This is a genomic window from Kitasatospora sp. NPDC005856, assembly GCF_040629945.1.
In the GTDB taxonomy this organism is placed as follows: domain Bacteria; phylum Actinomycetota; class Actinomycetes; order Streptomycetales; family Streptomycetaceae; genus Kitasatospora.
The window spans coordinates 1-21,290 of the sequence record NZ_JBEXWT010000101.1 but is presented as its reverse complement, the minus strand read 5'-3'; the positions used below and the strand labels follow the sequence as shown (position 1 = coordinate 21,290).

The 21,290-nt window shown below is 73.0% G+C and carries 20 protein-coding genes; 12 read left to right on the top strand and 8 right to left on the bottom strand.

Annotated elements, in window-relative coordinates; all coding sequences use genetic code 11:
- Positions 1-3 precede the first annotated feature (3 nt).
- Entirely contained in the window at positions 4-417 is a 414-nt protein-coding gene (locus ABZ449_RS36190) for a hypothetical protein (protein ID WP_360354666.1), read from the bottom strand.
- 211 nt (positions 418-628) lie between these two features.
- Here ABZ449_RS36190 and ABZ449_RS36185 point away from each other — a divergent pair, with 211 nt between their 5' ends.
- The 6 genes from ABZ449_RS36185 (at position 629) to hutI (ending at position 7,527) form a co-directional block, all read left to right on the top strand.
- Complete coding sequence (locus ABZ449_RS36185; protein WP_360354665.1) at positions 629-1,498, top strand: MurR/RpiR family transcriptional regulator; 870 nt, start codon at positions 629-631, stop codon at positions 1,496-1,498.
- Positions 1,499-1,571: 73 nt separating this feature from the next.
- Complete coding sequence (locus ABZ449_RS36180; protein WP_360354662.1) at positions 1,572-1,895, top strand: hypothetical protein; 324 nt, start codon at positions 1,572-1,574, stop codon at positions 1,893-1,895.
- Positions 1,896-2,069: 174 nt separating this feature from the next.
- Positions 2,070-3,755, top strand: coding sequence for a urocanate hydratase (gene hutU / locus ABZ449_RS36175; RefSeq protein WP_360354659.1), 1,686 nt, complete (start codon positions 2,070-2,072; stop codon positions 3,753-3,755).
- 17 nt (positions 3,756-3,772) lie between these two features.
- Positions 3,773-4,954, top strand: a complete 1,182-nt coding sequence (locus ABZ449_RS36170) for an allantoate amidohydrolase (protein WP_360354686.1) — start codon at positions 3,773-3,775, stop codon at positions 4,952-4,954.
- Entirely contained in the window at positions 4,945-6,312 is a 1,368-nt protein-coding gene (locus ABZ449_RS36165) for a formimidoylglutamate deiminase (protein WP_360354657.1), read from the top strand. Before ABZ449_RS36170 ends, ABZ449_RS36165 begins: the two co-directional genes overlap by 10 nt.
- A 33-nt stretch (positions 6,313-6,345) precedes the next feature.
- Positions 6,346-7,527 (top strand): imidazolonepropionase, encoded by a 1,182-nt coding sequence (gene hutI / locus ABZ449_RS36160; protein WP_360354654.1) that lies wholly within the window; start codon positions 6,346-6,348, stop codon positions 7,525-7,527.
- Positions 7,528-7,615: 88 nt separating this feature from the next.
- Here hutI and ABZ449_RS36155 read toward each other — a convergent pair whose 3' ends face one another.
- A complete protein-coding gene (locus tag ABZ449_RS36155; RefSeq protein WP_360354652.1) occupies positions 7,616-9,643 on the bottom strand; it encodes a prolyl oligopeptidase family serine peptidase in 2,028 nt (675 codons plus the stop codon).
- A 212-nt stretch (positions 9,644-9,855) separates the two neighbouring features.
- A complete protein-coding gene (locus ABZ449_RS36150) occupies positions 9,856-11,379 on the bottom strand; it encodes an oligopeptide:H+ symporter (RefSeq protein ID WP_360354649.1) in 1,524 nt (507 codons plus the stop codon).
- A gap of 329 nt (positions 11,380-11,708) precedes the next feature.
- On the opposite strand from ABZ449_RS36150, the gene ABZ449_RS36145 reads away from it, so the two are divergent.
- Entirely contained in the window at positions 11,709-12,383 is a 675-nt protein-coding gene (locus tag ABZ449_RS36145) for a response regulator transcription factor (RefSeq protein ID WP_030058577.1), read from the top strand.
- Between the two features lie 60 nt (positions 12,384-12,443).
- Positions 12,444-13,688 carry an ATP-binding protein gene (locus ABZ449_RS36140; RefSeq protein ID WP_360354647.1) on the top strand — a complete coding sequence of 415 codons (1,245 nt, stop codon included), beginning with the start codon at positions 12,444-12,446 and terminating at the stop codon, positions 13,686-13,688.
- A 114-nt stretch (positions 13,689-13,802) separates the two neighbouring features.
- Here the strand turns inward: ABZ449_RS36140 and ABZ449_RS36135 are convergent, their stop codons facing one another.
- Both ABZ449_RS36135 and ABZ449_RS36130 read right to left on the bottom strand, forming a co-directional pair.
- Positions 13,803-14,495: an ester cyclase gene (locus ABZ449_RS36135; RefSeq protein ID WP_360354644.1), complete on the bottom strand. Its 693-nt coding sequence runs from the start codon at positions 14,493-14,495 to the stop codon at positions 13,803-13,805.
- Positions 14,496-14,649: 154 nt separating this feature from the next.
- Positions 14,650-15,144, bottom strand: coding sequence for a GtrA family protein (locus tag ABZ449_RS36130; protein ID WP_360354642.1), 495 nt, complete (start codon positions 15,142-15,144; stop codon positions 14,650-14,652).
- 325 nt (positions 15,145-15,469) lie between these two features.
- Between ABZ449_RS36130 and ABZ449_RS36125 the strand changes: the two genes are divergently transcribed.
- From ABZ449_RS36125 to ABZ449_RS36115, 3 genes are read left to right on the top strand one after another with little or no spacing between them, the layout of a single operon-like run.
- Positions 15,470-16,663 carry a 5-(carboxyamino)imidazole ribonucleotide synthase gene (locus ABZ449_RS36125; RefSeq protein ID WP_360354641.1) on the top strand — a complete coding sequence of 398 codons (1,194 nt, stop codon included), beginning with the start codon at positions 15,470-15,472 and terminating at the stop codon, positions 16,661-16,663.
- A complete protein-coding gene (gene purE, locus ABZ449_RS36120) occupies positions 16,660-17,184 on the top strand; it encodes a 5-(carboxyamino)imidazole ribonucleotide mutase (RefSeq protein ID WP_360354640.1) in 525 nt (174 codons plus the stop codon). Before ABZ449_RS36125 ends, purE begins: the two co-directional genes overlap by 4 nt.
- A 33-nt stretch (positions 17,185-17,217) precedes the next feature.
- Entirely contained in the window at positions 17,218-18,432 is a 1,215-nt protein-coding gene (locus ABZ449_RS36115) for a dipeptidase (RefSeq protein WP_360354637.1), read from the top strand.
- A 64-nt stretch (positions 18,433-18,496) separates the two neighbouring features.
- Here ABZ449_RS36115 and ABZ449_RS36110 read toward each other — a convergent pair whose 3' ends face one another.
- The 3 genes from ABZ449_RS36110 to ABZ449_RS36100 form a co-directional block, all read right to left on the bottom strand.
- Positions 18,497-18,910, bottom strand: a complete 414-nt coding sequence (locus ABZ449_RS36110; protein ID WP_360354635.1) for a CoA-binding protein — start codon at positions 18,908-18,910, stop codon at positions 18,497-18,499.
- 40 nt (positions 18,911-18,950) lie between these two features.
- Positions 18,951-19,394 carry a hypothetical protein gene (locus ABZ449_RS36105; RefSeq protein WP_360354632.1) on the bottom strand — a complete coding sequence of 148 codons (444 nt, stop codon included), beginning with the start codon at positions 19,392-19,394 and terminating at the stop codon, positions 18,951-18,953.
- Between the two features lie 146 nt (positions 19,395-19,540).
- Complete coding sequence (locus ABZ449_RS36100) at positions 19,541-20,878, bottom strand: UDP-glucose/GDP-mannose dehydrogenase family protein (protein WP_360354630.1); 1,338 nt, start codon at positions 20,876-20,878, stop codon at positions 19,541-19,543.
- 275 nt (positions 20,879-21,153) lie between these two features.
- Between ABZ449_RS36100 and ABZ449_RS36095 the strand changes: the two genes are divergently transcribed.
- On the top strand, positions 21,154-21,290 hold a 137-nt coding region (locus ABZ449_RS36095; protein ID WP_360354684.1), incomplete at its 3' end, for an acyl-CoA dehydrogenase family protein.

Below are 21,290 nucleotides of genomic sequence, written 5' to 3'. Positions count from 1 at the left end.
GGCTCAGTCCCAGTCGCTCCGCGGCCGACGGCCCCGGCCGTCGCGGCGGTTGCCCAGCGCGGCCGCGAAGTTGACCCCGACGATGCCCGCCCAGCAGACCAGCAGGCCGGCGAAGCCGCCGCCCTCCGGGGTGCCGGCGATCGCCGTCAGCGGGATGCCGAGGGCGAGCGAGGCCACCGCCAGGCGGTTGCCCGCCCGGCCGGGAGTCCGCGGGCGGCCGCGGTCCCGGTCCCGGGAGGACGGCTCGTAGTCGTCCATCCGCCCGGCGGCCGACCGGTCGACCCGGGCGTCCAGCCGGGCGTCGAGCCGCTTCATGAAGGAGTCGACGAGTGCGTCCTCGTACTCCTTGCCGAGCTCCTTGCGGGCCTGGAGGGTGGCGTCGAGGTCGCGCCGCAGTTCGTCCTGACGAGTGTCCATGGGAACAGGGTGGGGCCGCCGCGACCCCCGGTCCATCCGTTCGCGGGAGGAATCCGGGCGGGCTCAGGGACAAATCAGGGTTACCCCGACCCGATCCGCTCGACCCGAGGGGCGTCTCACCGGACGTCCCGCCGTACGAGACGTCTTTGCCAGGTGCGGCCCGCTCCTGCACAGTCGTCGTCCGACCCCCTCGCATCCGGAGGTACCGCTGATGACCGCCACCGACGACACCGGCAGCGTCGGCCCCTCCGCCCGGCTGCTCCAGCTCTTCGAGGGGCACCGGCTCACGCCGACCCAGCGCCGGATCGCCCACTCGCTGGTGCGGCACGCCACCGAGGCGCCGTTCCTGTCCAGCGTCGAGGTCGCCGAACTCGCGGGCGTCAGCCAGCCGTCCGTCACCCGCTTCGCGGTCGCGCTCGGGTACGACGGCTACCCGGCGCTGCGCAGGCAGCTGCGCGAACTCGGAGGCGGCGAGCAGGCCGCGCCGGAGACCCCGGACGACGTGGTGCGCAACGAGCACCAGCAGGCCGTGCTCGCCGAGATCGCCCACCTGCGCCACCTCGCCGAGCTCCTCGCCGACCCGGAGCCGATCACCCGGGCCGCCCGGCTGCTCGCCGCCTCGCGCCCGCTGCCGGTGCTCGGCCTGCGGGCCGCCTCGGCGCAGGCGCGCGGCTTCGCCTACTTCGCGGCCAAGGTGCACCCGGACATCCGGCTGCTGGACGAGGGCGGCAGCATGCTCGCCGACCGGCTGGAGCAGGCCAGGGCGGCCGGGGCCAGCGCACTGCTCTGCTTCGCGCTGCCGCGCTATCCGCGGGAGCTGATGGACGCGTTGGCGGTGGCCCGCGAGTGCGGGCTGACGGTGCTCACCGTGGCCGACAGCGCCTTCGCGCCGGTCGCCAAGCTGTCCGACCTGATGCTGCCGGCCGCCGTCGGCACCGGGCTGGTCTTCGACACCGCGTGCGCGCCGATGATGCTCGGTCGGGTGCTGCTGCAGTCCATGTGCGACGAACTCCCCGGCGCGGAGGCCCGGTTGGAGGCGATCGAGCAGTCCGCGGCGGCGCGTGGGCTGTTCCTGGAATAGCCGCGGCCCGGAGCGGCGGTGGGGGAGTAGCCGTCATGAACCCGGGCATCCCCTCCTGCAGGGGGTGCCACCCATGCACGTGATCCACGAGATGAAGTTCGTCGCCCGCCTCTCCTCCGGCGCCGACGAATGGTCCTGCCCCGCCTGCGGACGCCGCGTCACCCTGCGGCGCCTGCCCGAACCCGAACTGACCGTCCTCGATCCGGGCGACGAGTCGGCCGTCCACGTCGGCGTCATCGAACCCGACGCCCGCGCCGCCGCGGCGGCCGCCGAGAGGTACGGCCTCGGTCCCGTCCAGAACATCCCCCGCCCGCCGTCCCCGCCCGCCCCGGACGCCGACGACCGTCGCTGGCTCGCCGAGATCGGCATCGACTGGGACGGCCCCGCCGCGGCCTGAACGGCCCGCGGGTCAGCCCGTTCCGGCCCCGCCGGGCGGGCATTCCGGCGTGCCTGGGGCCGGGTTCCGGCCGTGGCTGTTCCGATGGTTCCGGGGTCTGGTCGAAAGCCGTCTGTTTAGTTATATTCAACCGAACCAAGCTTGAATTAATCCATCCGCAGGGAGGCCGGGACTATGGTGCAGCAGGCGAGCGGGCCGCGCGAGGTGCGCGCGGCGCGTGGGACGGGGCTGACGGCGCAGGGGTGGCAGCAGGAGGCCGCCCTGCGGATGCTGATGAACAACCTCGACCCGGAGGTGGCCGAGCACCCGTCGAAGCTGGTGGTGTACGGCGGCACGGGCAAGGCGGCTCGGGACTGGCGCTCCTTCGACGCCATGGTGAAGACGCTGGAGGGCCTGAAGCAGGACGAGACCATGCTGGTCCAGTCCGGCCGCCCGGTCGGCGTGATGCAGACCCACGAGTGGGCGCCGCGCGTGCTGATCGCCAACTCCAACCTGGTCGGCGACTGGGCCAACTGGGAGGAGTTCCGCCGGCTGGAGAGCCTCGGGCTCACCATGTACGGGCAGATGACCGCCGGCTCGTGGATCTACATCGGCACCCAGGGCATCCTCCAGGGCACCTACGAGACCTTCGCCGCCGTCGCGAACAAGCGCTACAACGGTTCGCTGGAGGGCACCATCACCCTCACCGCCGGCCTCGGCGGGATGGGCGGCGCCCAGCCGCTGGCCGTCACCATGAACGGCGGCGTGGCGATCTGCATCGACTGCGACCCGTCCCGGATCTCCCGCCGGATCGAGCACCGCTACCTGGACGTCGAGGCCAAGGACCTCTCCCACGCGCTGGAGCTCGCCACCGCCGCCCGCGACAAGCGCCAGCCGCTCTCCATCGGCCTGCTGGGCAACGCCGCCGAGCTCTTCCCGCAGCTGCTCGCGATGGACGCGCCGATCGACATCGTCACCGACCAGACCAGCGCCCACGACCCGCTGAGCTACCTGCCGGTCGGCGTCGACTTCGACGACATGGCGGACTACGCGGCCGCCAAGCCCGCCGAGTTCACCCAGCGCTCGCGCGAGTCCATGGCCCGGCACGTCGAGGCGATGGTCGGCTTCCTGGACCGCGGCGCCGAGGTCTTCGACTACGGCAACTCGATCCGCGGCGAGGCCCAACTGGCCGGCTACGACCGGGCCTTCGCGTTCCCGGGCTTCGTCCCGGCGTACATCCGCCCGCTGTTCTGCGAGGGCAAGGGCCCGTTCCGCTGGGCGGCCCTGTCCGGCGACCCGCAGGACATCCACAAGACCGACAAGGCCGTCCTCGACCTCTTCCCGGAGAACGAGTCGCTGGCCCGCTGGATCAAGCTGGCCCAGGAGAAGGTGCACTTCCAGGGCCTGCCGGCGCGCATCTGCTGGCTCGGCTACGGCGAGCGCGACAAGGCCGGCGAGCGCTTCAACGACATGGTCGCCTCCGGCGAGCTGTCCGCCCCGATCGTGATCGGCCGCGACCACCTGGACTGCGGCTCGGTCGCCTCCCCGTACCGGGAGACCGAGGCGATGCTGGACGGCTCGGACGCGATCGCCGACTGGCCGCTGCTCAACGCCATGGTCAACGTGGCCTCCGGCGCCTCCTGGGTCTCCATCCACCACGGCGGCGGCGTCGGCATCGGCCGCTCGATCCACGCCGGCCAGGTCACCGTCGCCGACGGCACCGCGCTGGCCGGGGAGAAGATCCGCCGGGTGCTCACCAACGACCCGGGCATGGGCGTCATCCGGCACGTGGACGCCGGCTACGACCGGGCCGCCGAGGTCGCCGCCGAGCGCGGTGTGCGCGTCCCCATGAACGAGCACAGCCCCATGGGCGAGCTGTGAGTTCCTCCTTCGAGGAGATGTGGGCGGAGCTGCTCCCCGTGGGCCGCTCCGCCTCCTCCGGCGGCTACCGCCGCTTCGCCTGGAACTCCGCCGACGCCGAGTGCCGCGCCTGGTTCGAGCAGCAGGCCCGCGACCGCGGCCTGACGTACGAGCTGGACCGCAACGGCAACCAGTGGGCCTGGCTGGGCGACCCGAACGGGCAGGGGGCGGTCGTCACCGGCTCGCACCTGGACTCCGTGCCGGACGGCGGCGCCTTCGACGGCCCGCTCGGCGTGGTCTCCTCCTTCGCCGCGCTGGACGAACTGCGCGCCCGCGGCGCCGGGTTCACCAGGCCCCTGGCGATCGTCAACTTCGGCGACGAGGAGGGCGCCCGGTTCGGCGTGGCCTGCATCGGCTCCCGGCTGACCGCCGGGGTGCTGTCGCCGGAGCAGGCGTACGGGCTGCGCGACGCCGACGGCGTCCGGCTGCCCGACGCGATGGAGCGGGCCGGCTACGACCCGACCGCGATCGGCGCGGACGACGACCGGCTGGCCCGGATCGGCGCCTTCGTCGAGCTCCACGTCGAGCAGGGCCGCTGCCTCGCCGAGGGGCAGCCGGTCGGCGTGGCCGGTGCGATCTGGCCGCACGGCCGCTGGCGGTTCGACTTCCACGGCGAGGCCAACCACGCCGGCACCACCCGGATCGAGGACCGCCGCGACCCGATGCTGACGTACGCCAACACCGTGCTCGCCGCCCGCAAGAAGGCGAGGCTGGCGGGTGCGCTGGCCACCTTCGGCAAGGTCGCGGTGGAGCCCAACGGCACCAACGCCATCGCCTCGCTGGTGCGCGGCTGGCTGGACTCCCGGGCGGCCGACGAGCGGACCCTCACCGCGCTGGTCGCCGAGATCGAGCGGGCCGCCGCCGAGCGCGGCGAGCGCGACGGCGTCCGGGTCGAGCTGACCCGCGAGTCCTACACCCCGGTGGTGGACTTCGACGGGCCGCTGCGCGACCGGCTGGCCAAGCTGCTGGACGCCCCGGTGCTGCCCACCGGCGCGGGACACGACGCCGGCATCCTGGCCTCCGCGATCCCGACCGCCATGCTGTTCGTGCGCAACCCCACCGGCGTCTCGCACTCCCCGGCCGAGCACGCCGAGCGGGCCGACTGCCTGGCCGGGGTCGCCGCCCTCGCCGACGTACTGGAGGACCTGGCGTGTCAGTGACCCCGTCGACCCCCGTGACGTACTGGGCCCGGTACGCCTGGCTGCCGCACGACAACGGGTCGGTGGTCGAGCAGGACGTGCTGATCACCACCGGCCCCGGCGGGACGATCGCCGCCGTCACCCCGGACAGCGGCCCCTGCCCGCCCGACGCCGTCCGGCTCGACGGCCTGCTGCTGCCCGGTCAGGCGAACGCCCACTCGCACGCCTTCCACCGGGCGCTGCGCGGGCACGTCCAGGTCGGCTCCGGCACCTTCTGGACCTGGCGCGACACCATGTACCGGTTCGCCGGCGCGCTGGACCCGGAGCGCTACCTGGAGCTCGCCACCGCCGTCTACGCCGAGATGGCGCTGGCCGGCATCACCGCCGTCGGCGAGTTCCACTACCTGCACCACGCGCCCGGCGGCGCCCGGTACACCGATCCGAACGCGATGGGCGAGGCGCTGATCGAGGCCGCCGCCCGGGCCGGCATCCGGATCACCCTGCTGGACACCTGCTACCTCTCCTCCGGCTTCGGCGCCGAGCCGACCGGGCCGCAGCTGCGGTTCAGCGACGGCGACGCGGAGGCCTGGGCGGTCCGGGCGGACGCGCTCAAGCCCCGCGAGCACGCCCGGATCGGCGCCGCCATCCACTCGGTGCGGGCCGTGCCGGCCGAGCAGCTGGGCACCGTCGCGCACTGGGCGGCGATGCGCCGGGCACCGCTGCACGTCCACCTGTCCGAGCAGACCGCCGAGAACGACGCCTGCCTGGCCGCGCACGGCGTCACCCCGACGAGGCTGCTCGCCGACCACGGCGCGCTCGGCCCGCGCACCTCGGCCGTGCACGCCACCCACCTGACCGACGAGGACGTCCGGCTGCTCACCGACTCCTCCACCACGGTCTGCATGTGCCCCACCACCGAGCGGGACCTCGCGGACGGCATCGGCCCGGCCCGCCGGCTCGCCTCGGCGGGCTCCCCGATCACCCTGGGCAGCGACAGCCACGCGGTGATCGACCCGTTCGAGGAGGCCCGCGCGCTGGAGCTGGACGAACGGCTGCGCACCCGCACCCGCGGCCACTGGACGGCGGCCGCCCTGCTGCGGGCCGGCACCGAGGACGGCCACGCCTCGCTCGGCTGGCCGGAGGCCGGGCGGATCGAGGCCGGGGCGCTCGCCGACTTCACGGTGATCGCGCTGGACACCGTCCGTACGGCGGGGCCGCCGCCCCGGCTCGGCGCCGAGATCGCGGTCTTCGCGGCCTCGGCAGCGGACGTGCGGCACGTGGTGGTCGGCGGCCGGCACGTCGTCCGGGACGGCGTGCACCGACTGGTGGCCGACGTGCCGGGTGCGCTGCGCTCCGCGATCGGCGCGCTGGACTGCTGATCCGTTCCCTGAACCCCTTCGGAAGGCCTTGTCGTGACCACTGACACCAGGACCACCTTGATCACGGGCATCGGCAGCCTGGTCACCAACGACCCCGGGCGGGGCACCGGGCCGCTCGGGCTGTTGACCGACGCGGCCGTGGTGGTCGACGGCGGCACCGTCGCCTGGGTCGGCCCGGCGGCCGACGCCCCGGCGGCGGACGAGCGCTTCGACGCCGGGGGCCGCGCCCTGCTGCCCGGCTTCGTCGACTCGCACGCCCACCTGGTGTTCGCCGGCGACCGCACCGCCGAGTTCAACGCCCGGATGTCCGGGCAGTCGTACACGGCGGGCGGCATCCGGACCACGGTGGCGGCCACCCGGGCGGCGAGCGACGCCGAACTGGACGCCAACCTGGCCCGGTTCGTCCGGGAGGCGGTGCGCCAGGGCACCACCACCATCGAGTGCAAGTCCGGCTACGGGCTGACGGTCGAGGACGAGGCGCGCGCCCTGCGGATCGCCGCCGCGCACACCCCGGAGACCACCTACCTGGGCGCCCACGTGGTCGCCCCCGAGTACGCCGAGGACCCGGCCGGGTACGTCGACCTGGTCACCGGCGAGATGCTGGACGCCTGCGCCCCGCACGCCCGTTGGGTGGACGTGTTCTGCGAGAAGGGCGCCTTCGACGGGGAGCAGGCCCGGGCGGTCCTGACCGCCGGCATCGAGCGCGGCCTCACCCCCCGGGTGCACGCCAACCAGCTCTCGTACGGGCCCGGCGTGCAGCTGGCCGTCGAGCTGGGGGCCGCCTCGGCGGACCACTGCACCCATCTGACGGACGAGGACGTGGCGGCGCTGGCCGGCTCGGCGACGGTGGCGACCCTGCTGCCGGGGGCGGAGTTCTCCACCCGGGCCGAGTACCCGAGCGGGCGCCGGCTGCTGGACGCGGGCGCGGTGGTGGCGCTGTCCACCGACTGCAACCCCGGCTCCAGCTTCACCAGTTCGATGGCGTTCTGCATCGCGGTCGCGGTGCGGGAGATGGGGATGACCCCGGACGAGGCGGTCTGGGCGGCCACCGCGGGCGGTGCCCGGGCGCTGCGGCGCTCGGACGTCGGCGTGGTCGCGCCCGGTGCCCGGGCGGACCTGCTGCTGCTGGACGCGCCCTCGCACGTCCACCTGGCCTACCGGCCGGGCGTGCCGCTGACGGCGGCGGTCTGGCGGGCGGGCGTCCGCGAGGTCTGATGCCCTTGCCCGGAGCCCACGCCCGATGCCCGGGCCGGTCGTTCGGCACAAGGCCCGCCCCCGTCCTGCGACGGGGGCGGGCCTTCGCTCATGCCAGGCCCAACGAGCTTCGCAGGAAGTGCAGTTCGTGGGTCAGCAGGTGCTCCACCACCGCCTCGTCGGTGGGCCGGTGGCCGGTGGCGCGCAGCGGGAGGACCTCGTGCGGGCGGCCCGCGGCGAGCAGGGCGGCGGACAGCCGCAGGGTGTGGGCCGGGTAGACGTTGTCGTCGGCGAGGCCCTGGATCAGCAGCAGCGGACGGCTGAGCTTCGGCGCCTCGGCGATCAGCGAGCCGCCGTCGTAGTGCTCGGGGTGCTCGTCGGGGTGGCCGAGGAAGCGCTCCTGCCAGTGGGTGTCGTAGAACCGCCAGTCGGTGGGGGCGGCTCCGGCGGAGGCGGCGTGGAAGACGTCCGGGCGGCGCAGCACGGCGAGGGCGGCGAGGTAGCCGCCGTAGGACCAGCCGCGGATGCCGACCCGGTCGAGGTCGAGCAGCCCGGGCCGCAGCCGGTCGGCCGCCCGCAGGCCCTCGATCTGGTCGCCGAGGGCGGGCTCCGCCTTGTCGCCGTAGATGGTCTTGTCCCAGCGCGGCCCGCGCCCGGGGGTGCCGCGGCCGTCCACCACGAGGACCGCGAAGCCCTGGTCGGCGAACCACTGGGAGACCTGGTCCCACCAGAGGCCGCCGGTGGTGGCCTTCTGGAGGGCGGGCCCGCCGTACGGGTCGAGCAGGACGGGCAGCGGGCCGTCCGCGGGGCGGTGGCCGGCGGGCAGGAAGAGCGCGGCGCGCAGCTCGTGCGGGCCGAGCCGGAGCAGTTCGGGTGCCGCGGTGCGGACCGGTGGCTCGGCGCGGGAGGGGAGCGGGAGCGCCGGGCGGCCCTCGCGCAGGACGGTGGAGCGGCCGCCGGGGTGGTCGGGGGAGCGGGTGGTGAGCACCAGGGTGGCGCCGTGCCGCACCCCGGTGTGCAGGCCGGGGCCGCTGCTCAGCCGCCGGGGGCCGGTGTCCGGTCGGTACGTCCAGAGGTGGGTCTCGGTGGGTTCCTCGGAGGCGGTGAACAGCACCTGCTCGCCGTCCGTCCCGAGCACCGCGCGCAGCTGGAGCCCGGGCGGGGTGACGGGCTCGCCGTCGACGGTCAGGTGCCGGGTGTCGCCCAGGTCGGCGGTGTCCACCAGGGCGCCGCCGCCGGTGCGGGTCGGCAGGCCGGGGAGCAGCTCGATCCAGTGGGCGTCCTGCCGCTCGGCGAGCACCCGGGTGGTGCCGTCCGGTTCGATCGCCAGGGTGCGGACGGTGCGCTGGTCGCGGCTCTGTACGGCGGCGTACGGCCCGTGGCCGTCCCAGCCCGCGGCGGTGAGGTACTCGAACGCGGCGCGGTCCCAGTGGACCTCGGTGTCGGTGCCGTCGAGGCCGAGCAGCCGCAGCGAGACCTCGGCGTTGGCGGTGCCGGCCAGCGGGTAGCGGACGGCGCGGGGCGGGCGGTGCGGGTCGGCGGGGTCGGCGAGGAAGAGGCGGGCGAGCGGGCGGTCGTCGACCCGGGCGACCAGCAGCGCGGTGCCGTCGGGGGACCACCAGTGGCCGCGGTCGCGGAACATCTCCTGGGAGGCGACGTACTCGGCGAGCCCGTAGGCGACGTCCTCGGCCTCGGGTTCGGCGAGCGGGCGGTCGTCCGTGCCGTCGACGCCGACGACCCGCAGGGCGCCGCCGCTGACGTAGGCGATCCGGCGGCCGGTCGGGTCGAGCCGAGGGTCCCGCGGCGGGCCGGGGACGGGAACGGCGCGGACGGTGCCGGCGGCGGTGTCGGCCAGCCACAGGGCCTCGTCCAGCGCGAAGGCGGCGAGCGCGCCGGTGGCGTCGGTGCTGTACGCGGCGATGCCCTCGGTGGCGCCCAGCGCGGCCGGGTCGGCGATCAGCCGTTCCGCGCCGGTGGCGGTGTCCAGGGCCCAGAGGCAGGCGAGCGGGTCGGTGCCGGTGCGGCCGCGCAGGAAGAGCACGGTGGCGCCGTCCGGCGAGGGCTCCGGCTGGGCGGGGACGCCCAGGGTGAACCGCCGGGTGCGGGCCAGCTGACGGGGTAAGGAGAGGGTCGTCATGCCGGGCACCATAGGCACGGCCGCCGGGCCCCTGTCGAGCGGATGACGACGGGGGCCCGGCGGGGCCGGAAGGACGAGCGGGTCCGGAGAGGCACCGGGTCCGGAGGGACGGCCGGATCCGGAGGGGCACCGGGTCCGGAAAGACGACCGGGGCCGCCGCGGATCTCAGGAATCCACGGCGGCCCCGGAGGCGTGGGCCGTAGGTCGGTCCGTCAGTGCACGTCGCCCATGAGGGCCTGGACGCGCTTGCGGTAGCCGAAGACGGCGAGCCCGGCGAGGACCGCGAGCGACGCCTGCATCGCGATGATCCCGATGCCGTCGAGGCTGACGCCGGCCAGCGAGAGCAGGCTGGTGGTGCAGTCACCGGCGGTGACGGCGAGGAACCAGACGCCCATCATCTGGGAGGCGTACTTGCGAGGCGCCATCTTGGTGGTGACCGAGAGGCCGACCGGGGAGAGGCAGAGCTCACCGATGGTCTGGATCAGGTAGATCGAGACGAGCCACATCGGGGAGACCGTGGCACCGCCGTCCGCCATGTTCATCGGGACGATGAAGATGAAGAACGAGGCGCCGACCAGGAGCAGGCCCATCGAGAACTTCACGATGGTGTTCGGCTCCTTGTCGCGGCGGGAGAGCCACAGCCACAGCCAGGCGAACACCGGCGCGAGCGCCATCACGAACAGCGGGTTGAGCGACTGGTACCAGGTGGCCGAGAAGCCGAAGCCGAACAGGTTGTCCGCGGTCTTCTTGTCGGCGAACAGGGAGAGGGTCGACCCGCCCTGGTCGTAGATCATCCAGAAGATGGCGGCCGCGGCGAAGAACCAGATGTAGGCGGACATCTTGGACTGCTCGCCGGCGCTGAGGTCCTTGTCGCGCTTGATCCGGACCAGCACGGCGACCGGGATGAGCAGACCGGCCAGGGTGAGCGGGACGAGGGCCCAGTTCAGGGTGTAGACGCCCAGCCCGGCGATCGCGGCGTAGAAGACGGCGATGACGGCGACGGTGATGCCGGCCTTCACCAGCAGGCGGTTGCGCTCCGCGGGCTTGAGCGGGTTGGGGACCTTGCTGCTCTTGGGGCTCAGGTGGCGGCTGCCCAGCAGGAACTGCACCAGGCCGAAGGCCATGCCGACCGCGGCGATCCCGAAGCCCAGGTGCCAGTTGTACTCCTTGCCGACCGTCCCGATGATGAACGGGGCGACGAAGGCACCGAGGTTGATGCTCATGTAGAAGACGGTGAAGCCACCGTCGCGGCGCGGGTCCTCGGGGCCGTTGTAGAGCTGGCCGACCATCGTGGAGATGTTGGCCTTCAGGAGCCCGGAGCCGACCGCGACCAGGAGCAGGCCGACGAAGAACGCCGCCTGTCCGGGGACGGCCAGCGCGATGTGGCCGAACATGATCACGAAACCGGCGATGGCGACGGTCTTGCGGGCACCCCAGACCCGGTCACCGAACCAACCGCCGGGGTAGGCCATGAGGTAGACCATCGAGACGTAGACGGAGTAGACCGCCGTCGCCAGCGCCGCCGACTTGGCGAGGCCACCGCCCTGGCTGCCCACGGCGGCGTCGGCGCCACCGGAGACCAGGTAGTAGATGAGCAGGGCGCGCATGCCGTAGTAGGAGAAGCGCTCCCACATCTCGGTCATGAACAGGGTGGCGAGACCTCGGGGGTGCCCGAGGAAGGTCTTGCCGCCGGGAGAGGCCGACGTCACGTCGGCGTCCAGGGTCTTCGACGCCATGAGTAGTGGTTCCTTGCCTGACAGCGTCCGCCTAGGGGGGTGGCGGCGGACGTGGACGAAACCACTCTACGTGGCGACATTTGGCTTTATCAGATGACAAAAGCCTTGAATCAGGTATGGGAATGGCAAAGTCGGCGCCAGATCTTCCCGATCTATCGATGGTAGATGGGCGTGTCTCCCTTCGGTTTCAAGATCGAAAAGGGGATTCTTCGCCGAACGGTCGGTCTGTTGCGCCATGTTGAGTGCGATCAAGGGCTTGTATAACGATCACGCTCTGTGAACTACCTCACAGGGCGTACGGCCATACCCCGGCGGACTACCATCACCACATGACCTGTGTGCTGCTCGCCGAGGACGATCCGGCGATCTCCGAACCGCTCGCCCGGGCCCTACGACGCGAGGGCTATGAGGTGCTCGTCCGCGAGGACGGTCCGACCGCACTGGCCGCCGGCCTCACCGAGGAGGTCGACCTCGTCGTCCTGGACCTCGGACTGCCCGAGATGGACGGCCTGGAGGTCTGCCGCCGCCTGCGCGCCGACGGCAAGAGCTGCCCCGTCCTGGTGCTCACCGCCCGCGCGGACGAGGTGGACACCGTGGTCGGCCTGGACGCCGGCGCCGACGACTACGTCACCAAGCCCTTCCGCCTGGCCGAACTGCTCGCCCGCGTCCGGGCCCTGCTCCGGCGCGGCAACGTCGACCAGCTCACCACCGGCGCGCACGGCGTGAAGATCGACATCGAGTCCCACCGCGCCTGGCTCGGCGACGAGGAACTCACCCTCTCCGCCAAGGAGTTCGAGCTGCTGCGGGTCCTGGTCCGGGACGCCGGCCGGGTGGTCACCCGCGAGGAGATCATGCGGCAGGTCTGGGACACCACCTGGTGGACCTCCACCAAGACCCTGGACATGCACATCTCCTGGCTCCGCAAGAAGCTCGGCGACGACGCGGCCAACCCCCGCTACATCGCCACCGTGCGCGGAGTCGGGTTCCGTTTCGAGAAGAATTGACCCCCTGACGGAGAACGGGCCCTCGGCCCGCGGCAGCGGAACACCCCGGGGAGCGGCAGCGTGAAACGCAGGATGATCAACTCGCTGCTGGGCGTCGTCCTGGTGGTCGTCGTGGTGTTCTGCGTGCCGATCGCCCTGGTCGAGAAGCGGACCATCGTCAACTCGGCCCAGGACCGGGTGGACGCGGCCGCCGTCCGGGTGCTCGCCCTGGTCGAGAGCCGGCTCGCCGCCGGGGAGCCCGTCACCGGGCGGGCCTTCGAGAGCCAGGTCACCGAGGGCAGCTACGTCGAGGTGCAGGTGCCCGGCCAGCCGGTGGTCTCCGCGGGCGAGCGCCCGGCCGGGAGCCACCTGCTGAAGGCCGTCGAGCGCGGCAACAGCGGCGAGACCGTCACCGTCGAGCAGTCCCGCGAGGACGTCGACCACGAGATCGCCAACAACCTGCTGCTGCTCGGCGTGGTCGCCCTGCTCGCCGTCCAGGCCGCGGTGGCGCTCGCCGTCTGGCAGGCCAAGCGGCTCGCCCGGCCGCTCACCGACCTCGCCGAGACCGCCGAGCGGCTCGGCTCCGGCGACCCGCGCCCGCGCGACCGCCGCTACGGGGTGCCCGAGCTCGACCGGGTCGCCGAGGTGCTGGACACCAGTGCCGAGCGGATCGCCCGGATGCTCACCGCCGAGCGCCGGCTCGCCGCCGACGCCTCGCACCAGCTGCGCACCCCGCTCACCGCGCTCTCCATGCGGCTGGAGGAGATCACCGCCCTCGCCGAGGATCCGGAGACGGTCAAGGAGGAGGCGACCATCGCCCTCCAGCAGGTCGAGCGGCTCACCGACGTGGTCCAGCGGCTGCTCACCACCCAGCGCGACCCGCGCAGCCCCACCGCCGTCGCCTTCGACCTGGACGAGGTGATCAAGCAGCAGGTGGAGGAGTGGGGCCCGACGCTGCGGGAGCAGGGCCGGGTGCTCTCCCTGGAGGGGCTGCACGGGGTCACCGCCGTCGGCACCCCGGGGACGGTGGCCCAGGTGCTCGCCACCCTGATCGAGAACTCGCTGATGCACGGCGCCGGGACGATCACCCTGCGGATCCGGCCGTCCGGCACCTCGGTGGTGGTCGAGGTCCAGGACGAGGGCGCCGGCGTGCCGGCGGACCTCGGCAACCGGGTGTTCGAACGCGCGGTCAGCGGGCGCAACTCCACCGGCATCGGACTGGCCGTCGCCCGCGACCTCGCGGAGGCGGACGGCGGGCGGCTCGAACTGCTCTCGCTGAAGCCGGCCGTGTTCGCGCTCTTCCTCGGGCGCAGCCACCAGGACTGAACGGGCTCCGCAGGGCCGGGCGGGCCGGTCGACGCCGGGACCGGGCGGGCTGTGCGGGCGCCGGGGCCGGGGCCGGGGTCGAGCGGTCTGTTCGGGAGCCGGAGCCGGAGCCGGTCAGCCCGGCTGCACGCCGAGCTGGCGCATCAGGCCCAGCACGTCCCACTGCCACCAGCCCTCGCGGATCCTGCCGTCCGTGAAGCGGAAGGTGGTCGTGCCGCGCCCGACCACCGACTTCCCGGTGTTCGGGACGCCCATGAAGTCGGCCTTCTGGGTGGCGTGCCAGGTCCACCGGGTGGCCACCTCGTCGCCCTCGGCGATCTGGGACTCGACGGCGAAGGTGAAGTCGAAGCCGGCCAGGTAGCCGCCGCAGCGCTCCCGGAACGCCGGGACGCCGACGGTGTCGCCCTCGCTGCCGTAGTCGTGGTCGCGGTAGTCGGCGGCCATGCACTCGTCGATGACGTCCAGGTTGCCGCGGGCCAGTTCGTCGAGGACCCGGCTCGCGGTGGCCTTGTTGAACTGCGCGTCGCGGACCACGTCGAGGTCGGTGAAGGTGGGCGGAGCGTCGCACAGCGCCACCATCTCGCGGAAGATCCGGTCGGTCTCCGGCAGACCGGAGTTCCTCATCGCCTCCTCGTAGGAGGGGAACTCCACGATCTCCACCACGTGCTTGCTGTCGGAGCGGTCGGCGCCGACCACCGCGTGGGAAGCGGTCCGCTTGCCCCGGGTCGCGTCGACCCAGGTGTCCAGCAGCCGGTTGAGGTCGTCGAGCCTGTCGGTCTTGCAGTCGATGATCTGGACGAACGTCATGGCGAGCCTCCTGGCCCCCCTCGGCCCTGATCGTTCGCCGACCGTGCTCGCCCTCGGTAACCACTGTCCTCCGCCGACCGCGCGAACGGCAAGCCCCGGCGGCCGGTTGGGCCTGCCGGGGCTGCGAGGAGTGAGGGGGCGGGGGCCGCGGGGCCTACTCGGCCTTGGCGAGGCGGATCCGCTCGGTGGCCAGCATCAGCTCGGCCTGTGCGGCCAGCTCCCGGCCGCTGGTGGCGTCCACCGACTGCTGGGCGGGCAGCCCGACGGGCTCCGGCACGGCCTTGAACACCCAGGTGCGGTACGAGACGAAGCGGAACACGGTGGCGACGGCGAGGCCGATGACCTTGGCGCCGATCTGCTCGTAGTGCGAGCGCAGGTCGAGCACGTACACCGAGAAGCCGAGGACGCCGGTCTCGATCAGCATGCCGATGCCGCTGTAGACCAGGAAGAGCGTGATCTCGCGCTTGCGGGAGGCGGCGTCGCGGTCCCGGTAGAGCCAGTAGCGGTAGCCCAGGTAGTTGGTCGCGATCGCGATCACCGTCGCGACGATGTTCGACCGCACCGAGGCCAGGCCCATGCCGTTGATGCAGACCCAGAAGACGGCGAAGTTGACCACCACGCCGCTCAGTCCGACGATGCCGAACTTCACGACTTCACCCGTGATCCCACGCATCTTCCGCGTGAGTGAGGGCTCCGAAGTTGTGGTCGTCGCCATACCGGACTGCCTCCATGTACCTGCGGGTCGAAAGGGCCGGTCGCGGCGGCGCCGCCGTCCCTTGAGCCCTGCGTGCACGCACATGATCGGACCGCGCAGACCAGGACCTGGCCGTCCAGGCTACCCGCTTCCATCGAACGGCTCAGCCCCCAGGGCGGCAGCCCGACATCTACGCGCGTCCGCTCCGGAGCCCCCACCGGCGGCTCCACCGCCCCCCACCGGCCCGGATATCCTGGGCCGCGTGACTTCCCCGGGCAATGTGAATTTTCCAGTGGTGGGCATGATCGGTGGCGGGCAGCTGGCCCGCATGGCACACCAGGCGGGCATCCCGCTCGGGGTCAGGTTCAAACTCCTCGCCGACACGCCCCAGGACTCCGCCGCACAGGTGGTCTCCGACGTCGTCCTCGGCGACTACCGCGACCTCGACACCCTGCGCGCCTTCGCCGCCGGCTGCGACGTGATCACCTTCGACCACGAGCACGTCCCCACCGAGCACCTGCGGGCCCTGGAGGCCGACGGCATCGCCGTCCGCCCCGGGCCGGACGCGCTGGTCAACGCCCAGGACAAGGGCGTGATGCGGGCCAAGCTGGACTCCATCGACGTCCCCTGCCCCCGGCACCGGATCGTCGCCGACCCGGCCGACGTCACCGCCTTCGCGAACGAGCTCAAGAGGGGCCAGGGCGAAGCCCCGTCGGCCGAGGGCGGGGGTGGGCGACGGGCGGGAGGCTACCCCGTCGTGCTGAAGACCGTCCGCGGCGGCTACGACGGCAAGGGCGTCTGGGTCGTCGACGACGAGGAGCAGGCGCACGCCCCGTTCCTGGCCGGCGTCCCGGTGCTGGCCGAGGAGAAGGTCGACTTCGTCCGCGAGCTGGCCGCCAACGTGGTCCGCTCGCCCAGCGGTCAGGCCGTCGCCTACCCGGTGGTGGAGAGCGTCCAGGAGAACGGCGTCTGCGCCGAGGTCACCGCCCCCGCGCCGGACCTCGACCCGGCCCTGTCCGACGAGGCCCAGCAGCTCGCCCTGCGGATCGCCGGCGAACTCGGCATCGTCGGCCACCTCGCCGTCGAGCTGTTCCAGACCCGCGACGGCCGCATCCTGGTCAACGAGCTCGCCATGCGCCCGCACAACTCCGGGCACTGGACCCAGGACGGCGCCGTCACCTCGCAGTTCGAGAACCACCTGCGGGCCGTCCTCGACCTCCCGCTCGGCGACCCCCGCCCGCGCGCCAAGTGGACCGTCATGGTCAACGTCCTCGGCGGCGACTACCCGGACATGTACCACCCCTTCCTGCACTGCATGGCCCGCGACCCCGGGCTGCGGATCCACATGTACGGGAAGGACGTGAAGCCCGGCCGCAAGGTCGGCCACGTCAACGTCTTCGGGGACGACCTCGAAGACGTCCGCGAGCGCGCCCGCCACGCGGCCGCCTACCTGCGAGGAACGATCACCGAATGACCTCCCCCCTCATCGGCATCGTCATGGGATCGGACTCCGACTGGCCGGTCATGGAGGCCGCCGCGCAGGCGCTCGACGAGTTCGAGATCCCCTACGAGGTGGACGTCGTCTCCGCCCACCGGATGCCCCGCGAGATGGTCGCCTACGGCGAGAACGCCCACACCCGCGGCCTGAAGGCGATCATCGCGGGCGCCGGCGGCGCGGCCCACCTGCCGGGCATGCTCGCCTCGGTCACCCCGCTGCCGGTCATCGGCGTGCCGGTGCCGCTGCGCTACCTGGACGGCATGGACAGCCTGCTGTCGATCGTCCAGATGCCGGCCGGCGTGCCGGTGGCGACCGTCTCGGTGGCCGGCGCGCGCAACGCCGGCCTGCTCGCGGTGCGGATGCTCGCGGCCTTCGACCCCGAGCTCACCGAGAAGATGACCGACTTCCAGGCCGAGCTGAACAACCAGGCCACCGAGAAGGGCAAGAAGCTGCGCGCCAAGGTGGCCGGTTCCTCGTCCTTCGGTTTCGGCAAGTAATCCCGCTGGTGGGGGTGGGGTAGAACAGCCCGTATGACTTCTCGGACGGACTCCCCCACCCCGCTGGACCGCGCCCGCGCCCTGCTGCGCACCGCCCCCGTCGTGGACGGCCACAACGACCTCCCGTGGGCGATGCGCGAGCAGGCCGGGTACGACCTCGGCGCGCTCGACCTCGCCGCCGACCAGAGCGACCGCCTGCACACCGACCTCGCCCGCCTCGCGGAGGGCGGGGTCGGCGCGCAGTTCTGGTCCGTCTACGTCCCCTCCTCGCTGGCCGGCGACCACGCGGTGAGCGCCACCCTGGAGCAGATCGACTTCGTCCACGCCCTGGTCGAGCGCTACCCGGACCGGCTGCGCCTGGCCCGTACCGCCGCGGACATCGAGGCCGCCCGTGCCGAGGGCCTGATCGCCTCCCTGATGGGCGCCGAGGGCGGCCACTCCATCGACTGCTCGCTGGCCACCCTGCGCGCCCTGTACGAGCTGGGCGTGCGGTACCTGACGCTCACCCACAACGACAACGTGCCGTGGGCGGACTCCGCGACCGACAAGCCGGTGGCCGGCGGGCTGACCCGGTTCGGCGAGGAGGTCGTCAGGGAGATGAACCGCCTCGGCATGCTGGTCGACCTCTCGCACGTCTCCGCCGACACCATGCGCGACGCCCTGCGGGTGACCGAGGCGCCCGTCGTCTTCTCGCACTCCTCCTCGCGCGCGGTCTGCGACCACCCGCGCAACATCCCGGACGACGTGCTCGCCCAGCTGCCCGCCAACGGCGGCGTGGCGATGGCGACCTTCGTGCCGAAGTTCATCCTGCCCGCCGCCATCGACTGGACCCGGGCCGCCGACGAGAACATGCGCGCCCACGGCTTCCACCCGCTGGACACCACCCCGCCGGCCATGGAGCGCCAGCGCGCCTTCGAGGCCGCCGACCCGCGCCCGGTCGCCACCCCGGCCACCGTCGCCGACCACCTCGACCACATGCGCGAGGTGGCCGGCATCGACCACATCGGCATCGGCGGCGACTTCGACGGCACCGCCTTCCTGCCGGACGGCCTGGACTCGGTGGCCGGCTACCCCAACCTGGTCGCCGAACTCCTCGGCCGCCACTGGTCGGAGGCCGACCTGGCCAAGCTCACCTGGCACAACGCCGTGCGCGTGCTGCGCGACGCCGAATCCGTGGCCGCCGGGCTGCGCGCGAGCCGCCGCCCGTCCATCGCCACCATCGCCGGGCTGGACGGCGCTCCGGCCTGAGGCCCGAGACCGGTCCGGCGGATCCTCGCCGGGCCCTGATCCGACAGGATCCGCCGGACCGGCCTCAATCCAGCAGCGGGATCTCGATGGCCGGGCACCTGTCCATCACCATGGCCAGCCCGGCCTGCCGGGTCCGCTCGTACGCGGCCTCGTCGGTGACCCCCAGCTGGAACCAGACCGCCTTCGCGCCGACCGCCACCGCCTGGTCGGCCACCTCCCCGGCGAGCGTGCTGTTCACGAACACGTCCACCACGTCGACCGGGAACGGGATCTCGGCGAGCGAGGCGTAGCCCTGCTCGCCGAGGACCGTCTCGGCCTTCGGGTGCACGGGCACGACCCGCTTGCCGTACTTCCGGAGCACCCGGGCCACCCCGTACGCGGCCCGGGCGGTGTTGTTGGACAGGCCCACCACGGCCCAGGTGTCCCCGGTGCCGGTGAGGATCCCGCGGACCGTCGCGTCGTCGCCGTAGCTCGTCATGCCGGTACCAACGACGGCCGGGGGCACCGGATTCCTGGGCTCAGACGTTGGTGGCCACGAGCTTGACCAGGGCCGTCGTGTCGTCGGCGTACGTGATCTCCAGTTCGACGACCCAGGCCTTCCCCTCGGGCCGGTCCTGGTCGCTCTCGTTGCGGTTCCTGAGGGTCATTCCCCAGGTTTCGTCGCTGATCAGCCGGACGCGCGGGAACGCGGCGACCAGCCGGGCGGCCAGGTCCGCCCGGGGCATCCGGAACGCGGCCTCGTAGCCCCGCTCCCGCCAGCCGCTGGTGTCCGTGCACACGGCCCCGGTGGCCTGCTCCGGCATCGATCCGCCCGCGAAGTCCGCGACCTTCGAGCAGGCGGCCTTGACGGGCTCGCCGGAGGCGAGGTCGTCGAGCGCGAGCAGGAAGCGGCCCGCGAAGAAGAGCAGGAGCGCGACGACCGCGGAGCAGCCGACGGCCGGCCAGACGAACGACCTGCGCATGAAGGACCCCCCGGTCTCCGGACCCCGCGGACAGCGGGTGGGCCGATCCTCGCACGTAAGTTGAACATGTTCAAATGACTGGGCCCGGGAACGCGGAAGCGCCCGCCCCCGGGGTCGGGGACGGGCGCTTCCGGAGCGCGGGCGGGTCAGCTCGGGCGGCCGAGGGCCCGGTAGGTCCAGCCGGCGGCGCGCCAGGCCTCGGCGTCCAGGACGTTGCGGCCGTCGAGGAGGCGGCGTTCGGCGACCACGGCGCCGAGGACGGCCGGGTCCAGCTCGCGGAACTCGGACCACTCGGTGAGGTGGAGGACCACGTGGGCGCCCTCGGCCGCCTCCAGGGCGGAGTGGGCGTAGGCGAGCGACGGGAACATCTTGCGGGCGTTGTCCACGGCCTTCGGGTCGTAGACGGTGACCTGGGCGCCCTGGAGCTGGATCTGGGCGGCCACGTTGAGGGCGGGGGAGTCCCGGATGTCGTCCGAGTTGGGCTTGAAGGCGGCGCCGAGGACGGCGACCCGGCGGCCCAGGAAGCCGCCGCCGCACTGCTCGCGGGCCAGCTCGACCATCCGGGAGCGGCGCCGCATGTTGATCGAGTCGACCTCGCGCAGGAAGGTCAGCGCCTGGTCGGCGCCGAGCTCGCCGGCCCGGGCCATGAACGCGCGGATGTCCTTGGGCAGGCAGCCGCCGCCGAAGCCGAGGCCGGAGTTGAGGAACTTGCCGCCGATCCGCTCGTCGTAGGCGAGCGCCTTGCTGAGCTGGGTGACGTCCGCCCCGGCCGCCTCGCAGACCTCGGCCATCGCGTTGATGAAGGAGATCTTGGTGGCCAGGAAGGAGTTGGCGGCCGCCTTGACCAGCTCGGCGGTCGCGAAGTCGGTGACCATGAACGGCACCCCGGCCGCGATCGGCTCCGCGTACACCTCGCGCAGCAACCGCTCGGCCCGCTCGCTCTGGGCACCGACCACGATGCGGTCCGGCCGCAGGGTGTCCCGCACGGCGAACCCCTCGCGCAGGAACTCCGGGTTCCAGGCCAGTTCGGCGCCCTCGCCGACCGGCGCCAGCGCGGCCAGCCGCTCGGCCAGCCGGGCCGCCGAGCCGACCGGGACGGTGGACTTGCCGACCACCAGGGCGGGGCGGGTCAGGTGCGGAGCGAGGTCGTCGATCGCGGTGTCGACGTACGACATGTCGGCGGCGAACTCGCCCTTGCGCTGCGGGGTGTTGACGCAGATGAAGTGCACGTCGCCGAACTCGGCGGCCTCCTGGGCGGAGGTGGTGAAGCGCAGCCGTCCGGTCGAACCCTCGTGTCCGGCCACGTGCTTGAGCAGGAGTTCGGACAACCCCGGCTCGTACATCGGGACGCGGCCGGCGGTCAGCAGGGCGATCTTGTCGGGGTCGACGTCCAGACCCAGCACCTCGAAGCCGAACTCGGCCATCGCGGCGGCGTGCGTGGCGCCGAGGTAGCCGGTGCCGATCACGGAGATGCGGAGGGTCACGGGTTCTCCTTGGATGCGGACGCGACCAGTACGGATGCCCTGATGCTATCCGCCCTCCGGGGGAGCCCCGGGATCACCTGCACGATCGAGGGGCCGCCCCGCCGATCGTCCCCGGGTGCGCCGGACGGCCGACAGGGCGACCCCTGGACGCTAGGCAGCCGCAGGTCGGCGCCCTAGGATCTCTACTGAACGGTAGTTAACCGCGGTTTCGATTCGCACCGGGCGTCGGTCGGACCTCGATCGGGCGTCGGTCACTGAACGACGAGGCAGGCATCATGGCGGGCAGCGCAGGGGCGGCTGACTTCGATCTCTTCCGCATCTCCGAGGAGCACGGGATGCTCCGTGAGGCGGTGCGTTCGCTGGCCGAGGCGAAGATCGCTCCGTTCGCGGCGGAGGTGGACGAGCAGGGGCG

Coding starts and splice junctions, on each gene's coding strand:
- ABZ449_RS36190 (WP_360354666.1), bottom strand. CDS start 417: ATGGACACTCGTCAGGACGAACTGCGGCGCGACCTCGACGCCACCCTC.
- ABZ449_RS36185 (WP_360354665.1), top strand. CDS start 629: ATGACCGCCACCGACGACACCGGCAGCGTCGGCCCCTCCGCCCGGCTG.
- ABZ449_RS36180 (WP_360354662.1), top strand. CDS start 1,572: ATGCACGTGATCCACGAGATGAAGTTCGTCGCCCGCCTCTCCTCCGGC.
- hutU (WP_360354659.1), top strand. CDS start 2,070: ATGGTGCAGCAGGCGAGCGGGCCGCGCGAGGTGCGCGCGGCGCGTGGG.
- ABZ449_RS36170 (WP_360354686.1), top strand. CDS start 3,773: ATGTGGGCGGAGCTGCTCCCCGTGGGCCGCTCCGCCTCCTCCGGCGGC.
- ABZ449_RS36155 (WP_360354652.1), bottom strand. CDS start 9,643: ATGACGACCCTCTCCTTACCCCGTCAGCTGGCCCGCACCCGGCGGTTC.
- ABZ449_RS36150 (WP_360354649.1), bottom strand. CDS start 11,379: ATGGCGTCGAAGACCCTGGACGCCGACGTGACGTCGGCCTCTCCCGGC.
- ABZ449_RS36145 (WP_030058577.1), top strand. CDS start 11,709: ATGACCTGTGTGCTGCTCGCCGAGGACGATCCGGCGATCTCCGAACCG.
- ABZ449_RS36135 (WP_360354644.1), bottom strand. CDS start 14,495: ATGACGTTCGTCCAGATCATCGACTGCAAGACCGACAGGCTCGACGAC.
- purE (WP_360354640.1), top strand. CDS start 16,660: ATGACCTCCCCCCTCATCGGCATCGTCATGGGATCGGACTCCGACTGG.
- ABZ449_RS36115 (WP_360354637.1), top strand. CDS start 17,218: ATGACTTCTCGGACGGACTCCCCCACCCCGCTGGACCGCGCCCGCGCC.
- ABZ449_RS36110 (WP_360354635.1), bottom strand. CDS start 18,910: ATGACGAGCTACGGCGACGACGCGACGGTCCGCGGGATCCTCACCGGC.
- ABZ449_RS36105 (WP_360354632.1), bottom strand. CDS start 19,394: ATGCGCAGGTCGTTCGTCTGGCCGGCCGTCGGCTGCTCCGCGGTCGTC.